Source organism: Flavobacterium bizetiae, from assembly GCF_902804475.1.
Classification (GTDB): Bacteria; Bacteroidota; Bacteroidia; order Flavobacteriales; family Flavobacteriaceae; genus Flavobacterium; species Flavobacterium bizetiae.
This window is the reverse complement of the sequence record NZ_CADCSU010000083.1, coordinates 59,785-75,693: the sequence shown is the minus strand read 5'-3', so window position 1 is coordinate 75,693 and position 15,909 is coordinate 59,785. Positions and strand designations below refer to the sequence as shown.

19 protein-coding genes and 1 pseudogene are annotated in these 15,909 nt (G+C 34.0%); 4 read left to right on the top strand and 16 right to left on the bottom strand.

What is annotated here, in order from left to right:
* Positions 1-155 precede the first annotated feature (155 nt).
* A complete protein-coding gene (locus FLACOL7796_RS10095; RefSeq protein ID WP_035625955.1) occupies positions 156-575 on the top strand; it encodes a nucleoside-diphosphate kinase in 420 nt (139 codons plus the stop codon).
* 86 nt (positions 576-661) lie between these two features.
* Here FLACOL7796_RS10095 and FLACOL7796_RS10090 read toward each other — a convergent pair whose 3' ends face one another.
* From FLACOL7796_RS10090 to FLACOL7796_RS10080, 3 genes are all read right to left on the bottom strand, one after another.
* Entirely contained in the window at positions 662-1,093 is a 432-nt protein-coding gene (locus FLACOL7796_RS10090; RefSeq protein ID WP_173970665.1) for a hypothetical protein, read from the bottom strand.
* 75 nt (positions 1,094-1,168) lie between these two features.
* Entirely contained in the window at positions 1,169-1,465 is a 297-nt protein-coding gene (locus FLACOL7796_RS10085) for a DUF721 domain-containing protein (RefSeq protein WP_041517090.1), read from the bottom strand.
* A complete protein-coding gene (locus FLACOL7796_RS10080) occupies positions 1,446-1,886 on the bottom strand; it encodes a lipocalin family protein (RefSeq protein ID WP_173970664.1) in 441 nt (146 codons plus the stop codon). The genes FLACOL7796_RS10085 and FLACOL7796_RS10080 overlap by 20 nt, the downstream gene beginning before the upstream one ends.
* Before the next feature lie 401 nt (positions 1,887-2,287).
* Between FLACOL7796_RS10080 and FLACOL7796_RS10075 the strand changes: the two genes are divergently transcribed.
* On the top strand, positions 2,288-2,800 hold the full coding sequence (locus FLACOL7796_RS10075) for a hypothetical protein (RefSeq protein ID WP_173970663.1): 513 nt from the start codon (positions 2,288-2,290) through the stop codon (positions 2,798-2,800).
* 5 nt (positions 2,801-2,805) lie between these two features.
* Here the strand turns inward: FLACOL7796_RS10075 and FLACOL7796_RS10070 are convergent, their stop codons facing one another.
* The 12 genes and pseudogenes from FLACOL7796_RS10070 to FLACOL7796_RS10015 form a co-directional block, all read right to left on the bottom strand.
* Positions 2,806-3,402: a Zn-dependent protease gene (locus FLACOL7796_RS10070; RefSeq protein WP_173970662.1), complete on the bottom strand. Its 597-nt coding sequence runs from the start codon at positions 3,400-3,402 to the stop codon at positions 2,806-2,808.
* Positions 3,403-3,669: 267 nt separating this feature from the next.
* On the bottom strand, positions 3,670-4,623 hold the full coding sequence (ftsY, locus tag FLACOL7796_RS10065) for a signal recognition particle-docking protein FtsY (RefSeq protein WP_173970661.1): 954 nt from the start codon (positions 4,621-4,623) through the stop codon (positions 3,670-3,672).
* A 268-nt stretch (positions 4,624-4,891) separates the two neighbouring features.
* Positions 4,892-5,044, bottom strand: coding sequence for a DUF4295 domain-containing protein (locus FLACOL7796_RS10060; RefSeq protein WP_072961632.1), 153 nt, complete (start codon positions 5,042-5,044; stop codon positions 4,892-4,894).
* Positions 5,045-5,051: 7 nt separating this feature from the next.
* On the bottom strand, positions 5,052-5,234 hold the full coding sequence (gene rpmG, locus FLACOL7796_RS10055; protein ID WP_008253902.1) for a 50S ribosomal protein L33: 183 nt from the start codon (positions 5,232-5,234) through the stop codon (positions 5,052-5,054).
* A gap of 27 nt (positions 5,235-5,261) precedes the next feature.
* A complete protein-coding gene (rpmB, locus tag FLACOL7796_RS10050; RefSeq protein WP_007805815.1) occupies positions 5,262-5,498 on the bottom strand; it encodes a 50S ribosomal protein L28 in 237 nt (78 codons plus the stop codon).
* A gap of 71 nt (positions 5,499-5,569) precedes the next feature.
* Entirely contained in the window at positions 5,570-6,823 is a 1,254-nt protein-coding gene (locus tag FLACOL7796_RS10045) for a CinA family nicotinamide mononucleotide deamidase-related protein (protein ID WP_173970660.1), read from the bottom strand.
* Between the two features lie 217 nt (positions 6,824-7,040).
* Positions 7,041-7,385: pseudogene (locus FLACOL7796_RS10040) on the bottom strand (Hpt domain-containing protein).
* Positions 7,385-7,996, bottom strand: a complete 612-nt coding sequence (locus FLACOL7796_RS10035) for a fumarylacetoacetate hydrolase family protein (protein ID WP_173970659.1) — start codon at positions 7,994-7,996, stop codon at positions 7,385-7,387. Before FLACOL7796_RS10035 ends, FLACOL7796_RS10040 begins: the two are co-directional and overlap by 1 nt.
* Before the next feature lie 96 nt (positions 7,997-8,092).
* Complete coding sequence (locus tag FLACOL7796_RS10030; RefSeq protein WP_173970658.1) at positions 8,093-8,863, bottom strand: 3'-5' exonuclease; 771 nt, start codon at positions 8,861-8,863, stop codon at positions 8,093-8,095.
* Between the two features lie 217 nt (positions 8,864-9,080).
* Complete coding sequence (locus FLACOL7796_RS10025) at positions 9,081-10,406, bottom strand: dihydrolipoamide acetyltransferase family protein (protein ID WP_173970657.1); 1,326 nt, start codon at positions 10,404-10,406, stop codon at positions 9,081-9,083.
* Between the two features lie 84 nt (positions 10,407-10,490).
* Entirely contained in the window at positions 10,491-11,654 is a 1,164-nt protein-coding gene (locus tag FLACOL7796_RS10020) for a glycosyltransferase family 2 protein (RefSeq protein ID WP_173970656.1), read from the bottom strand.
* Between the two features lie 30 nt (positions 11,655-11,684).
* Complete coding sequence (locus FLACOL7796_RS10015; protein WP_232067349.1) at positions 11,685-12,788, bottom strand: BamA/TamA family outer membrane protein; 1,104 nt, start codon at positions 12,786-12,788, stop codon at positions 11,685-11,687.
* Between the two features lie 220 nt (positions 12,789-13,008).
* Between FLACOL7796_RS10015 and FLACOL7796_RS10010 the strand changes: the two genes are divergently transcribed.
* Positions 13,009-13,596 carry a hypothetical protein gene (locus tag FLACOL7796_RS10010; RefSeq protein ID WP_173970655.1) on the top strand — a complete coding sequence of 196 codons (588 nt, stop codon included), beginning with the start codon at positions 13,009-13,011 and terminating at the stop codon, positions 13,594-13,596.
* Between the two features lie 266 nt (positions 13,597-13,862).
* Here the strand turns inward: FLACOL7796_RS10010 and FLACOL7796_RS10005 are convergent, their stop codons facing one another.
* Entirely contained in the window at positions 13,863-15,053 is a 1,191-nt protein-coding gene (locus tag FLACOL7796_RS10005) for a DUF5009 domain-containing protein (RefSeq protein ID WP_173970654.1), read from the bottom strand.
* Positions 15,054-15,168: 115 nt separating this feature from the next.
* On the opposite strand from FLACOL7796_RS10005, the gene FLACOL7796_RS10000 reads away from it, so the two are divergent.
* Positions 15,169-15,906, top strand: a complete 738-nt coding sequence (locus FLACOL7796_RS10000) for a tyrosine-protein phosphatase (protein WP_173970653.1) — start codon at positions 15,169-15,171, stop codon at positions 15,904-15,906.
* The last annotated feature ends 3 nt before the right edge of the window (positions 15,907-15,909 follow it).

The following is a 15,909-nucleotide window of genomic DNA, read 5'->3' as shown; positions in this document are numbered from 1 at the left end:
GAGATATTCTGCACGTGAAAATTAAATGAACTTATATTACTTATATGGTTTATTTTTTTCATTAAAACATCATTCTACCATGTTTTAATTACGAATTAATTAAAAACAATTCATAAAAAAAGTATACTTTTGCACAAAATTTAATAAAATATAAAATGGCAACTAATAGAACTTTTACAATGATTAAGCCAGATGCAGTTCAAAACGGACACATCGGGAATATCTTAGCAATGATTACTAATGGAGGTTTCAAAATCGTTTCATTAAAATTAACTCAACTTACTGTAGCTGATGCTCAGGCATTTTACGCAGTTCACGCAGCAAGACCTTTCTACGGAGAATTAGTTGAATTCATGTCTCGCGGACCAATTGTTGCTGCAATTTTAGAAAAAGACAACGCAGTAGAAGATTTCAGAACTTTAATTGGAGCTACAAATCCAGCTGAAGCTGCTGAAGGAACTATTCGTAAAGCATACGCAACTTCTATTGGAGAAAATGCAGTTCACGGATCTGATAGCGACGAAAACGCTGCAATCGAAGGTGCATTTCACTTTGCTGGAAGAGAGCAATTCTAATATAAGTTTACAGTCACAGTTATCAGTGACAGTTTACAAATACAAAAAAACCTGTTTCTAATCTGAAACAGGTTTTTTTATATCCTTTACTTAAACAGTTCAACACTTTCTTTTATAAAAGCAGGTTCCCTCTCTCCCATATCTGTCAATTTATCTTTCAAAACCGACTTTAGCTCCTCAAAATTACTGTGATAAAAGCTGGAAATACTACCAATTCTCTTACCGTCTTTAAGAATAAAAAGAGATTCATAAACTCCTCCTCTTGCCGATTCAATCAATGTTACAAAACCATCTAACGTCTTAAAATCATAACTTACAGATTTTCCAATTCCAAAATAACGTTTTATAATTATAGCATCATCCTCAATTTCAACCTTAAATGCCCTGGTTCTAAAAACTGTGAGCCAAAAAAAAACTATAAATAACACAAATAAAATAGGCAAAAACATACCTGCGGTTATCGACTTAGCCGAAAAATAAACCGCCACTAATGGCAATATTGTAAAATAAGAAATCAAAAGAATCGGCCAAAATTTAAACTTAGATTTTATACTCATCATAACAAAAACTTCATTATTAACTCACCAAATAATCTATCTCAAAACAACGTCTTTCACCACCTCACGACCTAATTCTTCATTAATCATTTTCACAATTTTAGATTTTCCATGGCTTAATTCCTCCCTTAAAACTGCCGAACCCAATTCTACATACAACGTACTCCCCTTCAATATTACATTCTTCGTATAAGTGTTTACTCCATTCCCCATCAACTGTCTCCAGGCCTCTTTTACATCAATCTGATCCATTCCGGCACCTAACTTATTCACTTGGATAATCTGTTGCAAAACAGCCCCAATCGTACTTTGATTATTTAGTCTTTTTGCCATCGTCTAATAAATTTATTGCTCCTGCTTTTTTATAATGATACTCTTTTTTCTCCTGATTTTTCACCACTAATTTCTCCTCTGTAATCGAAATCAATTCCTCGCTCCATTTTGCGTAATCCGTTTTATAATCCAGAAAAACCTGATCCCCTTTAAATCGAACCGAAACACTTTCAAAAGAATCACTCGTCAAAAAAGTCCCATCAAGCTGTGGCATCACCTTCTTTCTAATCCCTTTATTATTCTTTATGTCAAAGTAATCAAAACTTTCATTCATTTTATAATCCTTCTCTTCACCCTTATCAAAAACTACCTTTTCAATTTCCCAATAGCCATTTAATTTTGCAATATCTGCCGGTTTAATTTCTTGTTTACAGCTTACCAGCAAAAGCGATAAAACCAAAATCATAAAAGTGTTTTTCATACTGTATTTATTAAAAATTTAAATAGATTTACTCTCAATATCCTAAAAATTTCAGGAATGATTAGGAGCTGATACCTGCTGTCCGCTATATCTTTTCCTGGCTAAAGAAGCCAGAAAAAGGATGTCGCTTCCATCAGGGCTAGACATCCTTTTTCAGAAGAAAATTCTGTGATACAAAGTTAACTTTATAAAATTCAAATAAAATATTTATCTCTTAATTTTTGCAAGATTTCAAGAATAAAAAATCTCCCTCCATAAAAAACTTATTCTGATAAAAGTTTAACTTTTAAAGGCTTTAATAAAATTTAATATCTCGCAATTTTGCAGCAAAAATGTTTTGACTTTTTTCTCCTATATAAGTATTTAACACCGGACCTTCTACTTGCCATACACCAACCAAAATGAAAAAAATAATACTAACATTTATTATCCCAATTTTAATTTCATGTACCAACAAAAAAAGCAACGCAACCAAACCAATCCTTCAGGATAATACTAACGGAAAAATTACAGAAGAGAAAAATGAAAAAGAGATAATAGATTCTGTCAAACACAACTTCCTGGACACACAAAAAACAAAGAATTCTCCAGTCAAAATCATTTCAGCCAAACTGCTTAAAAATCAATATTCTGATCATAAAGACATTCAACTAACTTACAAAAACACAACAAGAAAAAACATCAAAGCCATTAAATTTGAATGGTACTGCGAAAATGTATTCGACAAACCGGCAAGTGGCCAGTTTTTCTTTGTAAAAGGAATATCCAGAGGTCACACCGACATTTTATTAGAGCCACGAAAAACAACATCTAAAATATGGGAAGATTTCTCAACAGACGCCCATGCCATTATAGCAGCAAGAGCTTACTTAGTTGTATTTACTGATGGTACACAATGGGAACTTAAGCAATAAATGTATTATATTAAATTCCAGCCCTTTTTCAACAGAAAGCTTTTGCAGTCCTCGCAGAAATCTTTTTCTTCATCTAAATGATTTCCACCTTCAGCATCCCTCATAAGACAAGTTTTCGTTTTACAATGCGGCAAACCTTCAGTATGACCCAATTCATGCAAAACTACTTTATAAAATTGTTGATTTCTGTTTTTGCTTGCCATTCTAAAATCCGAAACTACACAGGATTTACCAGGGCGGTAACCTAATCCCATAACACCCCAATCCTCTATTCCGTTTTTAGTAGTACTAATATCGCGATTAGACAATCCTACAATAACCGAATCCTTACCAATAGTATTACTAAGAAATCTTATAATACTATCAGCACGATATCTGTTTCTGGGTTTGTAATATGAGTTTTCAGGAAAAGAAATAGCCGATCTTAACACAACATCAGGATTAATCTCCTTGATCTGAACAAGAACATTCTTAGCCTGATCTGCTTTAAAATTACCCAATGGCTGGATAACAATTACCTTACTCTTTTTAACCTCGCTTTCCTTCCTTGCATTTGTACAGGAAACAAAACTACAAAGTAAAATAAGAAAACAATACTTCATTATAAACAAGAGTTAATCGCTAATCTTTAAATTAAGGCGTTTGATCTATAAAATATAAAACCACAAAAAAAGATTACTTCGTGCGTAATCTTTTTAAAACTCCCATAAAAAAGAAGGCTATACCTAAAACCAGTAATATATAGTAAAAAGTCGAAATTTTGTCTCGCAATACATTTGCCAGTACAAAACAAATAACACTCCCAAAATAAAAAGTAAGAGGTGTTATATTTTTAAAAGAAGAAAAACTCATTCAATTAATTCTAAAAATTATTTAAAAAAACTATCTACAAACTCGTATTTATTAAATACCTGTAAATCCTCAATTCCTTCACCAACACCAATATATTTTACAGGAATTTGAAACTGGTCAGAAATACCAATTACAACACCACCTTTTGCAGTTCCGTCTAGTTTAGTTACCGCAAGCGAAGTTACCTCAGTTGCAGCTGTAAATTGTTTTGCTTGTTCAAAAGCATTTTGACCAGTAGAACCATCTAAAACCAAAAGTACATCATGAGGTGCATCAGCAACAACCTTTTGCATCACTCGTTTTACTTTGGTAAGCTCGTTCATTAAATTTACTTTATTATGCAAACGTCCGGCAGTATCAATAATAACAACATCGGCATTTTGAGCTACGGCAGATTGCAGAGTATCAAAAGCAACAGAAGCAGGATCACTACCCATATTTTGTCTTACGATAGGCACATCTACACGATCTGCCCAAACTTGCAATTGATCGATAGCAGCAGCGCGAAAAGTATCTGCAGCTCCTAAAACGACTTTATACCCCGCTTTTTTAAACTGATAAGCCAGTTTACCAATTGTAGTTGTTTTACCAACTCCATTGACACCAACCACCATTAAAACATATGGCTTTTTATCTTTCGGAATTTCGAATTCAGTTGCTTCTCCGGTATTGGTTTCAGAAAGTAAAGCACCAATTTCTTCACGCAGAATCTGGTTCAATTCATCTGTACCTAAATATTTGTCTTCGGCAACGCGTTTTTCTATTCTTGAGATTACCTTCAGCGTTGTATTTACACCAACGTCAGAAGCAACAAGAATTTCCTCAAGATCATCCAGAACGTCGTCATCGACTTTAGATTTTCCAGCAACAGCTTTGCTTAACTTAGAGAAAAAAGTAGTTTTTGATTTTTCGAGACCTTTGTCTAATGTCTCTTTTTTATCACTAGAGAATAATTTTTTAAAAAAACTCATTTTTATAGGTTGTTAGTTTTTTAGACTATACGATTTTTTGACAATCTAAATAATCCTAATGTTTACAGAAAGACCAATTGCTTTATTTGGCCCCGATAGCATTTATGCTTTATTTCCGTTAAAACGGATAGTAAAGATAGAGATGATAACGGGATTTAATGCTTAAAAAAAAGCCAATTGTTATATTTCTGCAAAATTTTAGACAAATATAAAAAATAAAAAAGCTACTTCCGAATGAAAGTAGCTTTTCTATATACTGTAATTGTTATTATTTCTTTTTCAAGAAAGTATCAACTTCTTCAGGAGCCATAATAGATTCTACGAATGTATATGCACCAGTTTTAGGAGATTTCACCATTTTGATGGCTTTTGATAATCTCTTAGAAGCTGTTTGTAACGATGCTACGGTTTTCTTTGCCATGACTTAATTATTTAATTTCTTTATGAACAGTTACACGTTTCAAGATTGGATTAAATTTTTTAATCTCTAATCTATCCGGAGTATTTTTTTTGTTCTTAGTTGTTATGTATCTTGAAGTACCTGGAACACCAGAAGTCTTGTGCTCAGTACATTCTAAAATTACCTGGATTCTATTACCTTTCTTTGCCATCTTGCTATATATTTATTTAGGAAAAGATTATTTGATAAATCCTTCTGACTGCGCTTTTTTCAAAACAGCAGAAATTCCATTTTTATTAATTGTTTTTATCGTAGATGCTGCTACTCTAAGAGTAATCCATCTATCTTCTTCTGGAAGATAAAAACGCTTTTTAACTAAGTTTACAGAAAATTTTCTCTTAGTTTTGTTCATAGCGTGAGAAACGTTATTTCCTACCATCGCTCTTTTACCTGTAAGGTCACAAACTCTTGACATTATACTTTACTTTTATCGTTATTCAAAATCAGGGTGCAAAGAAAAGAAAAATAAACCATTGTAGCAAAAAATTATTGCACATTTTTTAAAATTTCTTTCTGTAATATTTCTAAACTCTTAATCGTCGCTCTATCTATCACTTTTTCACGTGGTTGACCAAAATTAAATTCTTCGACAATTATACCGTTTGGAGTGGCCAAAGCGATAAAAACAGCTCCAATTTCTGCATCAGAGTCTCCTTTTGTCGGTCCGGCGTTCCCGGTTGTGGCAATTGCATAGTCTGTTTTAAGTATCTCTTTCACATTCAAAGCCATAGCCGATGCAACCTCTGCGCTAACTACCGAAAATTGATCGACTAAATCCTGCGAGATACCGAGAACATTAACCTTCGCCTCGGTTGCGTACGAAACTACACTGCCCTTAAAGTAGTTAGATGCTCCTGGAACTGCTGATAAAATCGAGGCTATTTTTCCTCCTGTAAAACTTTCGGCAGTCGAAATGGTTTTATTTTGTCTGGTCAGTATTTTGCCCACTACAGATTCTATCGTTTCATTTTCTTCGTAACCAACAATAATATCATGAATGATAGCATCTAATGACTTTACGTTTTCTTCGATCGCTGCTTCAAGCAGGTCTTTATCTGTTCCTCTGGCCGATAAACGCAAGCGCACTCTTCCGGGATTAGGTAAATAGGCTAACTTGATAAATTCAGGCAAATTATTTTCCCAATGTTCGATACGTTCTGCCACTAGACTCTCGCCCTGACCATAGGTTAAAATGGTTTTATGAATGATATACGGACGCTTGTATTCACGAACAATTTTAGGAATTATTTCTTCTTCGACTAAATATTTCATTTCGTACGGAACTCCCGGAAGCGAAACAAATACCGTATTTTCTTTTTTCATCCACATTCCAGGCGCAGTTCCCATTTTATTGTGTAAAACGGTACATTTTGACGGAACTAAGGCCTGATCTTTATTTAATTGTGAAATTGGTCGTTTATAAAAACCTTCGATCAATTCTGTCACATGAGCCAGAACTTCCGGATTTACGACTAGTTCATCATCAAAATAATCGCAGAATGTTTTTTTAGTGACATCATCTTTCGTTGGTCCCAAACCTCCCGTGACAATAACAACATCAACTTTGTTTTGCAATTGTGCAAATGTGTCTAAAATGTGTTTTTTGTCATCGCTTATCGAAATCATTTCATGAACTTCGACACCAATTCGGTCGAGTGATTTGGCGATAAAACCAGAATTTGTATCTACAATTTGACCTATTAAAATTTCGTCTCCAATAGTAATGATAGTTGCTTTCATAGCTGTAGAATATTTTTACTTAAATTAGTAAGTCATTATTATAAAGAAGATTGTTCTCGCAACGATTTTGCGTGAGGGGTAGTAGCGGCATCCTTTTGTGACAAAATAGACGCCTTTGTTGAGCAAAAGATTTCCGGGAACAAAAGATATAGCGGATAACCCGACCCTGTTTTTGCCTTAAATTAAAAAAGGGCAAAAACAGGGGCACGCCCAAATTTTACAAATCAAAATCTTTTTTAATTTCCTTGATAGCATCTTTTACCTGCACTTTTATACTTTTAAAAGTTTAGATAATTTCTTTTTTCTTGCCTTCGGCTTTTGTCCAGGCCTCGACTTGCAGTATTTCTTCAAAAGCCACATTTAATCCCATTAAATCTAATGTTGGCTTAATTTTGTGCGCATACGAATACGCATATTTATGATCTTTTTTCTTAATTCCTTCTTTGATTTGCTTTAAATCTTCAGGAACTTCGGTAACAAATAATTTTAGAATTTCGTTTACAAATTCAGGATCGTTGTCTGAAAGTGCATACACTTTCGAAAGGTTGTATTTTAAAGCCATTATTTTACTTGTATTCTGAATAATTTTTTATCTTCTAAAAAGCCTTCTAAAACATCATTTGGTTTTACCGAAGCGACACCTTCAGGAGTTCCGGTAAAAATAATATCACCAATTTTTAAAGTAAAAAACTGCGACACATACGAAACAAGTTCATCAATTTTCCAAAGCATAAAGCTTGTATTGCCTTTTTGAACTGTTTTAGAATTGTTTGTTAACTCAAATGTAAGATTTTCCATCGAAATAAAATCGGTTTTTGGTAAAAAGTCTCCAATAACCGCAGAGCCGTCAAATGCTTTTGCTTTTTCCCAAGGCAATCCTTTTGCTTTCAATTTATCCTGCAAATCTCTGGCAGTAAAGTCGATACCTACACTTATTTCATCGTAGTACTTGTGCGCAAACTTAGGTTCAATGTACTTTCCTACTTTGTTAATTTTAACAATTATCTCTATTTCGTGATGAATTTCTTCAGAAAATTCCGGAATTACAAACGGATGCTGCTTCAACAAAACTGCCGAATCCGGTTTCATAAAAACCACCGGCTCTGTCGGACGCTCATTTTGTAGTTCCTCAATATGATTGGTATAATTTCTACCGATACAGATGATCTTCATTATTTATAGTTTTCAGTCTCAGTTTTCAGTCACAGTCGTTGTAAACACAAAATCAGTCCCAGTATATAACTGAAGACTGACACTGTGACTGAAAACTTATTTTGTGTTTAACTTTCTTAATTTTATTGCTGTCAAAACCTTTTTGGTGTACAAAGGAAAATCAGCATTTTGAATCCAGCTGAAATATCCAGGTTCAGTTTCAAGGATTTTATCAACTTTGGCACCTTTGTGTTTTCCGAAGGTAAAAATCTCTTCGTTGTCTTTATCAAAAGCAATCATTCCGGCAAAATCAGCAATCTTTTTACGGGTTGTAAATTCAGACAATGATTTCATGTCGTTTTCAAGTTCCGGATAACGATCTAATTGCGCTTTTAAGATTTCGTAAGTCGCCATCGTATCTGCTTCTGCAGAGTGGGCATTTTCTAAACTTTTTCCGCAATAGAATTTCAATGCAGCGCTTAGCGTACGCTCTTCCATTTTATGAAAAATAGTCTGCACATCTACTGACACTTTATTTTTCATATCAAAATCTACTCCGGCGCGAAGTAATTCTTCTGCCAAAAGCGGAATATCGAAACGATCTGAGTTAAAACCACCCAAATCACTATCCTTAATCATATTATGAATTTGCGGCGCCAATTCATTAAAAGTTGGCTCGTTGGCTACTTTTTCATCTGTAATACCATGGACGGCGGTGGTTTGCGGCGGAATTGGAATGGTAGGATTCACCAACCAGGTTTTACTTTCTTTATTTCCGTTTGGAAAAACTTTGAATATCGAAATTTCTACAATTCGATCTTTACCGATATCAATTCCGGTTGTTTCAAGATCAAAAAAGCAAATTGGTTTGTTGAGTTTGAGTTCCATTTTTAAATTTTATAAGATTACAAATGTAATTTTTAAAGCCGAATTTCCTCTTTTATTCTTGATTTTTTTAAAGAAAAATAGGCTCAATTTGACGATTTTAACTTTTGTATTCATTCTGAAAGAAGATCAAACTTGAATTCCTTAACGTTTTCTTACAAAACAAAAAACCCGAAAAATCATTAAAATTTTTCGGGTTTGAATTTATTTTTATTTGATTTTAGAAATCTCTGTCAATATCAAAAGCTTCTAAATATTCTGCAACTCTTTTTACGAAACTTCCACCTAAAGCTCCATCAACAACTCTGTGATCGTAAGAGTGAGAAAGGAACATTTTTTGACGGATTCCGATAAAATCACCTTCCGGAGTTTCGATAACCGCAGGCACTTTACGAATCGCTCCAAGAGCAAGAATACCTACTTGCGGCTGATTGATAATTGGCGTACCAAAAACACTTCCAAAAGTTCCCACATTTGTCACTGTATAAGTTCCGCCTTGTGTATCGTCTGGTTTTAGTTTTCCTGCTTTAGCTCGGTTTCCTAAATCGTTAACCGCTTTTGCCATTCCAACTAAATTCAACTGATCTGCATTTTTAATTACAGGCACAATTAAGTTTCCGTTTGGTAAAGCTGCAGCCATTCCTAAATTTATATTTTTCTTTTTGATGATATAATCACCATCTACAGAAATATTCATTCCAGGGAAATCTTTCAATGCTTTTGCAACCGCTTCCATCATAATTGGCGTAAAAGTCAGCTTCTCGCCTTCTCTTTTTTCGAAAGCCGTTTTTACTTTTTCTCTCCATTTTACGATGTTCGTTACATCAACTTCGATAAACGATTGTACGTGAGCCGAAGTTTGTACCGAAGCAGTCATGTAACCTGAAATCAGTTTACGCATTCTGTCCATTTCGATGATTTCGTCACCGCCATTTACAGAAACCGGAACCGCTTGCTGGCTTTTTTGCACCGGAGCTGCCTGAGCTACTGGTTCTGCCGCTTTTGGAGCCTGAACTACCGCTTTTGGAGTTTCGACAACACCAGATTTACGGTTTTCAATATGTTTTAAAATATCTTCTTTTGTTACGCGGCCATCTTTTCCTGAACCGGCAATGCTTTCTAATTCAGCAACAGAAATACCTTCTTCTTTCGCAATATTTTTTACTAATGGAGAAAAGAATTTATCAGATCCTGAAAAATCCTGCGGAGCAGCAACTGTTTCTTTAGCCGTTTCAATTGTTGCTTCGAGTGCAGCAACTTCTGCCGGAGCATCAGCTTCTTCAGCTTTTGCAACTGGAGCATCACCTTCAGTTTCAATAATTGCAATGGTTTGTCCTACCTGAACCAGATCGTCTTTGCCAAACAACTGTTCGACTAAAATTCCTGAAACTTCGCTTGGTACTTCACTGTCAACCTTATCAGTCGCAATTTCCAGTACTGCTTCATCAGCTTCAATTTTGTCTCCTACTTCTTTCAACCAGTTGGTAATAGTTGCTTCAGCGACACTCTCTCCCATTTTAGGAAGTTTTAATTCAAATCTTGCCATATTGTTAATCTAAAGGATGATTTTGATTTTCTGATTGCGAAATTACTGAATATTTTAAATATAAATTACACTTAATATAATTTTTTACTCAATTTTTATAATTTGCCCCCTGTCATTTCGGGAATTACTCCCAATAATAAAATTTGTGTTTTTAGGGAAAATCTTAAAAGTAATGTTCTTATCTCTAAGAGTTTCTATGATTTTGATACATTTTTTGAATGAAACATAATGATTATCCAAAATAATCTCAGTCTTTTTACCCTTAAAATTCAGGCACGAATTTACCATTTTTTCTTTTTTTAAATCCAAAAACAGTACTTTATTTTTTAAAATAGAAGGTAACTTTTCAGACAAATTTTTATTTGAAGAGTAAAAAACGATACTTTCTGGCAATGGTTTTGGTTTGTTTTTTCCCTGAAACATTTTTATAAAAGAAAAAAAGAAAATGCCAATTTGAATAAAAAATTCAAAAAACCACGACTTCTTAAAATGCTTTTGATAGAAAAAATGCATTGCTTCCTGAAAACGTTTCATGTATTTTTCGTCTTTTACCGTGCTTTCTCCTTTATAATGCAAAACGGTGGTTTCGTGAAAGTAGAAATTAGTTTTATTTTTAAGTAACATTCGGTACGACAAATCGATATCATCTGCGTACATAAAGCATTTTTCATCAAAACCTTCTATGTCTAAATACAAATCACGTTGCATCAACATAAAAGCACCCACCAGAATTTCTACTTTTCCGGTTTGATTCTCCTTTATATGTTGTGCATAATATTGATTGAAAAGTTTCGAATTTGGAAAAACTTTATATAATCCAAAAACTTTTGTAAAAGCGACCCAGGGCGTTGGTATTCCTCGTTTACTTTCTGGTAGAAAACTTCCCGTTCCGTCGATTAATCTACATCCTACAATACCCAGATTAATTTGCCTTTCGGCGAAAGCCAAAATCTTTACGAACGTATCTTCGGCAACAACGGTATCAGGATTAAGTATACAAATATATTTTCCCGAAGCTTGTTCCACTCCAATATTATTGCCTTTTGGAAAACCAAAATTGGCGCTGTTTTCGATTAATTTTACACTTGGGAATTTACTTTTCATCATCAAACAACTCTCATCAGTCGAATTATTATCGACTACAATAATTTCGGCATCTATTGTCGAGATGGCATTCTGAACACTTAAAACGCATTGTTCCAGAAAGTAACGCACATTATAATTAAGAATAATTACCGATAATTGCATGAAAAACGAAGGAATTGATTTTTTCGAAAGTTAGAAATTTTCGGCCAAACCCAATCGCAATGACCAATCGTTTTTACTTACACCAAAATCCAGGATTAGATTACTATTGTTTTGCTTGTTCCATTTAATGCGTAAACCGGCTCCTGCTGCGGGATTCCATTTTTTAAAATCATAAGTATCCAACTTAGAAACCGAAGAAAGATTGGTAAAAAATACCGCTCCCCAGAATCCGTTTTTAGAAATATCAGTTCGATATTCGGTTTCAAAATAAATTAACGCATTGCTTCTAAATCTGTTTCTGGTAAAACCGCGACCTGTTTTTCCGTCCCGATCCCAACCAATACTGGGTAAATCAAGATAATGAGGCTTTCCGCTAAACGTAGACCAATAAAAAGCTCTGTAAGCCAAAACCCTATGTTTGTATTTACTAAAAGAATGGTATTTTCTGGCATCAAAATAAAATGATTTCCATTTTTCGCCGTCTACTCCACTGGTATTAATTCTGTAATCAGCCTCGACATATAAACCTTGCTCCGGATTTACGTTATTTTTTCTGGAATCATACAAAGCCTGAACAGCCACTCCAAGAGAAGTTTCATCAGAGAAATCTCCGTTCATATACTTCACATAATCAGTTTCATCATCAATATAAGATTGCTCAGAAATATTTTTATAATTATCCAGCAACAAACCCAATCCCAAACGAAAATCTCCGATAACTTTTCGGGTGGCAAACTGATAAAAACGCCATTGTTGATAATCAAGAGTCGACATTTTTTTATCCGTATTGTGTCCGCCAAGTCCATAAGTAGGCTGCGGATAAATCATGTATCGGTAATCTCCAATAAAATTCCAGTTATTGTCTTTTGTATAAATATAGGACTGAATGGGAAATACATATTGTTTGGTAAAACTAAAGTAAGGCGAAAAAACGACCTGCGACATTTTTGTCGTATTACTGTCGCCCAGATAAAATGTGGTTAAAAACGAAACTACCAAACCTGCACTTTTATTGGCATCGATAGGTACAGGAAGCAGCGAAAAAGCCACTTTTTTGTCCGGATTCATTCGAAGGGAATCATTTTTATGGAAGAGTTTGTACAAAACATCTAAAATATCTTTTTTGTTATTCACTATTGAATCGTTTTGTGAATAACAAAAAGGCATTGTGAAAAAGAAAAATAAAATTATAAGAGATTTCAGATTTTTCATTTCGTAAAACTTTAAGAAACAACTTCTTACAAATTTAAAATTAATTTTAAAACAGAAGCTATTTTAGAAATAATAAAAAAAAGAAAAACATAACAGATTATAAAAAAGCATATTTTTGAGTTTGAATATTAATTTCATTTCCATGAAAAACCAAATGTCGATCAAGATTACATCTTTAGTTTTCATTCTAATAATAGGATTTTTTACATTAGGATTTATTGCTATTGAAAAAGATTCCGATAAAGATTTAGTCAAAACCTCAACCTGGTTTATTGCGGGCCCAGCTTTAGAAAATCAGGAAATGATTAATCGTATTCGCGAGGAAAAAGGAATTATTAAGGTAACGGCAAAAGATAATCCGAAAGGTGAACTCGAATTGAATGTTTTAATTACAAATTCAGATTCTAACGATGGCCCACCAACGAATTTATCTAAGGATTCTAAATTTGTGCTGATTACTTATAAATCTTCCCATTTGATAAAATTGCAAGCACGTGAAGGCAATATTGAAGGAACAGGCTGCGTGCATGGCGGTTCGCATCCGCGAGTAGATTTAGCTCCTTCTCCAAAAAAATTTACAACCGTTAAAATTCCATGGTCTGATTTTAAACAAGACGGATTACCGGACGGAAAACTTTTAGACATTCATAATCTTTGTAAATTCAATTTTGTGAATTACAATCCGGTTTCGGGAGCATTTTTAGAAATTAAATCCGTAATTATTGATTAGAACTTCCCGAGATTGAAATGAGAATATTTAACCGCAATCCCGATAGCTATCGGGAGATATGATTTACGCTAAGTTCGCTAAGTTTTTTTTTTAAAAGCTGGATTTTAATTTGCTCGCAAAGTCGCGAAGACGCTAAGTTTGTTTTTATAGTCTGCTTATTTAAATGCGAAGTTCGCAAAGCTATAAAGATACAGCTTTGCGAACTTTGTGTTTTTATTCAAGCTTCAAGATTAAAAAACTTTGCGCCCTTTGCGGTTAAATTCCCTTTACAAATGCAATTGAATTTTATACTTATTACATAATTTCATTACAAATAACATAATCGTCGAAAATACCAATGCCCAGATAATTCCCGGAACGCCTACGCGGAAATATCCCGGAATAATATGAATATTAACAGCTTTGCAGAAATAATAGATTACGCCAGGCAAAATATAAATCAATAACGGATTTGCCGCTGCAGGCATAAAGAAATTACTCCACTTGGTTTGTTTTTTAATCTCCATTAGCCAATATAAAAAGTAAAACAGCACGGTACAAATTGTTGCCGAAAACATTGTCCAGGATGGAGTTCCTTTTATTTTTGAGATTCCGAAATAAGGTCTTAATAAATATGCTGTTGCAAAAAACAGAACCGCAAAACCTATTACCTCCCAATTGATTTTGGCAGCTACTTTTCGGTCAAAAAACAATAACGAAATTATCACTCCCGCCGAAACTAATGCGGCATGGGTTAAATGTCCGGCGATAAAACTCAGCCAGGATGTTTGCTGTACAAAAGATCCTTCGATTAGATTCATAGAATTTGCAGCAACACAAACTACCAAAAAAGCAATCATTGCCCATAAATTTCCCGAAACAATCCAATAATAAACTACTGTAAAAAGATACGCCCAGCCTATTAAACCCAAAATTCCCCACCATTTTGGCGTCATCCCGATTTCGCCATTATCCTGAACATATAAAAAGTATAGCGCAACCAGAACTAACATTCCGCCATATTGTAATGTGTTTTTTAACCAAACCGGAAAATCTTTTCCGTATTTATTCCAGATCGGGATTGGCATCGCGTAAGCCAAAAGCGCCCAGAAAACCGGTGTGATAATCATTTTCGAAGCATCATAACCATATTCTGCATTGACCATAAAAACACCTATGATAATTAAAGCCAACGCTCTTTTTAGCGTATGTGTCCAGATGGTTTTAGCGCTGTCTCCTTTAAGTAATCGCGCATTAAAAGCAAACGGAACCGACATTCCGACAATAAATAAAAAGGCAGGAAAAACAACATCTACAAAAGTCATTGCATCGGCATCAGCCGGCATGTGTTTCATCCATTGCGGAACGTCTGAAATACTTGCCAACTCATTTACAAAAATCATAACAAATATTGTAATTCCTCGTAAAGCATCAATAGAAATAATCCTTTGATTGTATAAATTTTCTTTAATTTTCATAAAATAGTAGGTTTATAGCAATCTCAAATATAATATAATTCTGAAATGTTAGGTTACAATTGTTACATTAAAAATTAACCATAACAAATTCTTCCTATTTCCATACTTTTGCAACATGCTATCCTTCTTAAAATCAAAGCCCGTTTTAAAAGATCTTTTATCAGATCATTATGTTGATATTCATTCGCACTTTATACCAGGAATTGATGATGGCGCAAAAACCATAACCGACACGCGAAAACTGATCACCGCATTTGAGGAAATTGGAATTTCTCATATTATTACGACGCCTCATATAAGTCATTATATATGGAATAATACTTCGGAAATTATTACGGCCAAACATCAGGAAACAAAACTCCTGCTCGACGAAAGCAATAATACAATTCCTTTTGAGGCTGCTGCCGAATACTTTATAGACGATTGGTTTGAAACTCATTTTAAAACCGAAAAACTCCTGACCTTAAAAGACAATTATGTTCTGGTCGAAATATCATATCAAAATGCTCCTATGCATCTTTACAAAACACTTTTTGAGTTGCAGGTTGCAGGATATATTCCGGTTTTGGCACATCCGGAACGTTATTTATATTATCGAAAAGACTTTGGTGAATATGAGAAACTAAAAAAAGCGGGATGTTTATTTCAGCTCAATTTGTTGTCTACGGTAGGTTATTACGGAGAAAGAATCAGCAAAATTGCAGAAGAACTTCTAAAAAAAGGAATGTATGATTTTACAGGAACAGATGTTCATCATATGAAACATATCGCGTCTTTTAATGAAAAAGTAAAGATTGACAACATTTCTAGTCTTAAGGAAGTAATCGCCAATAATCAATTTTTCAAATCTTAAGAA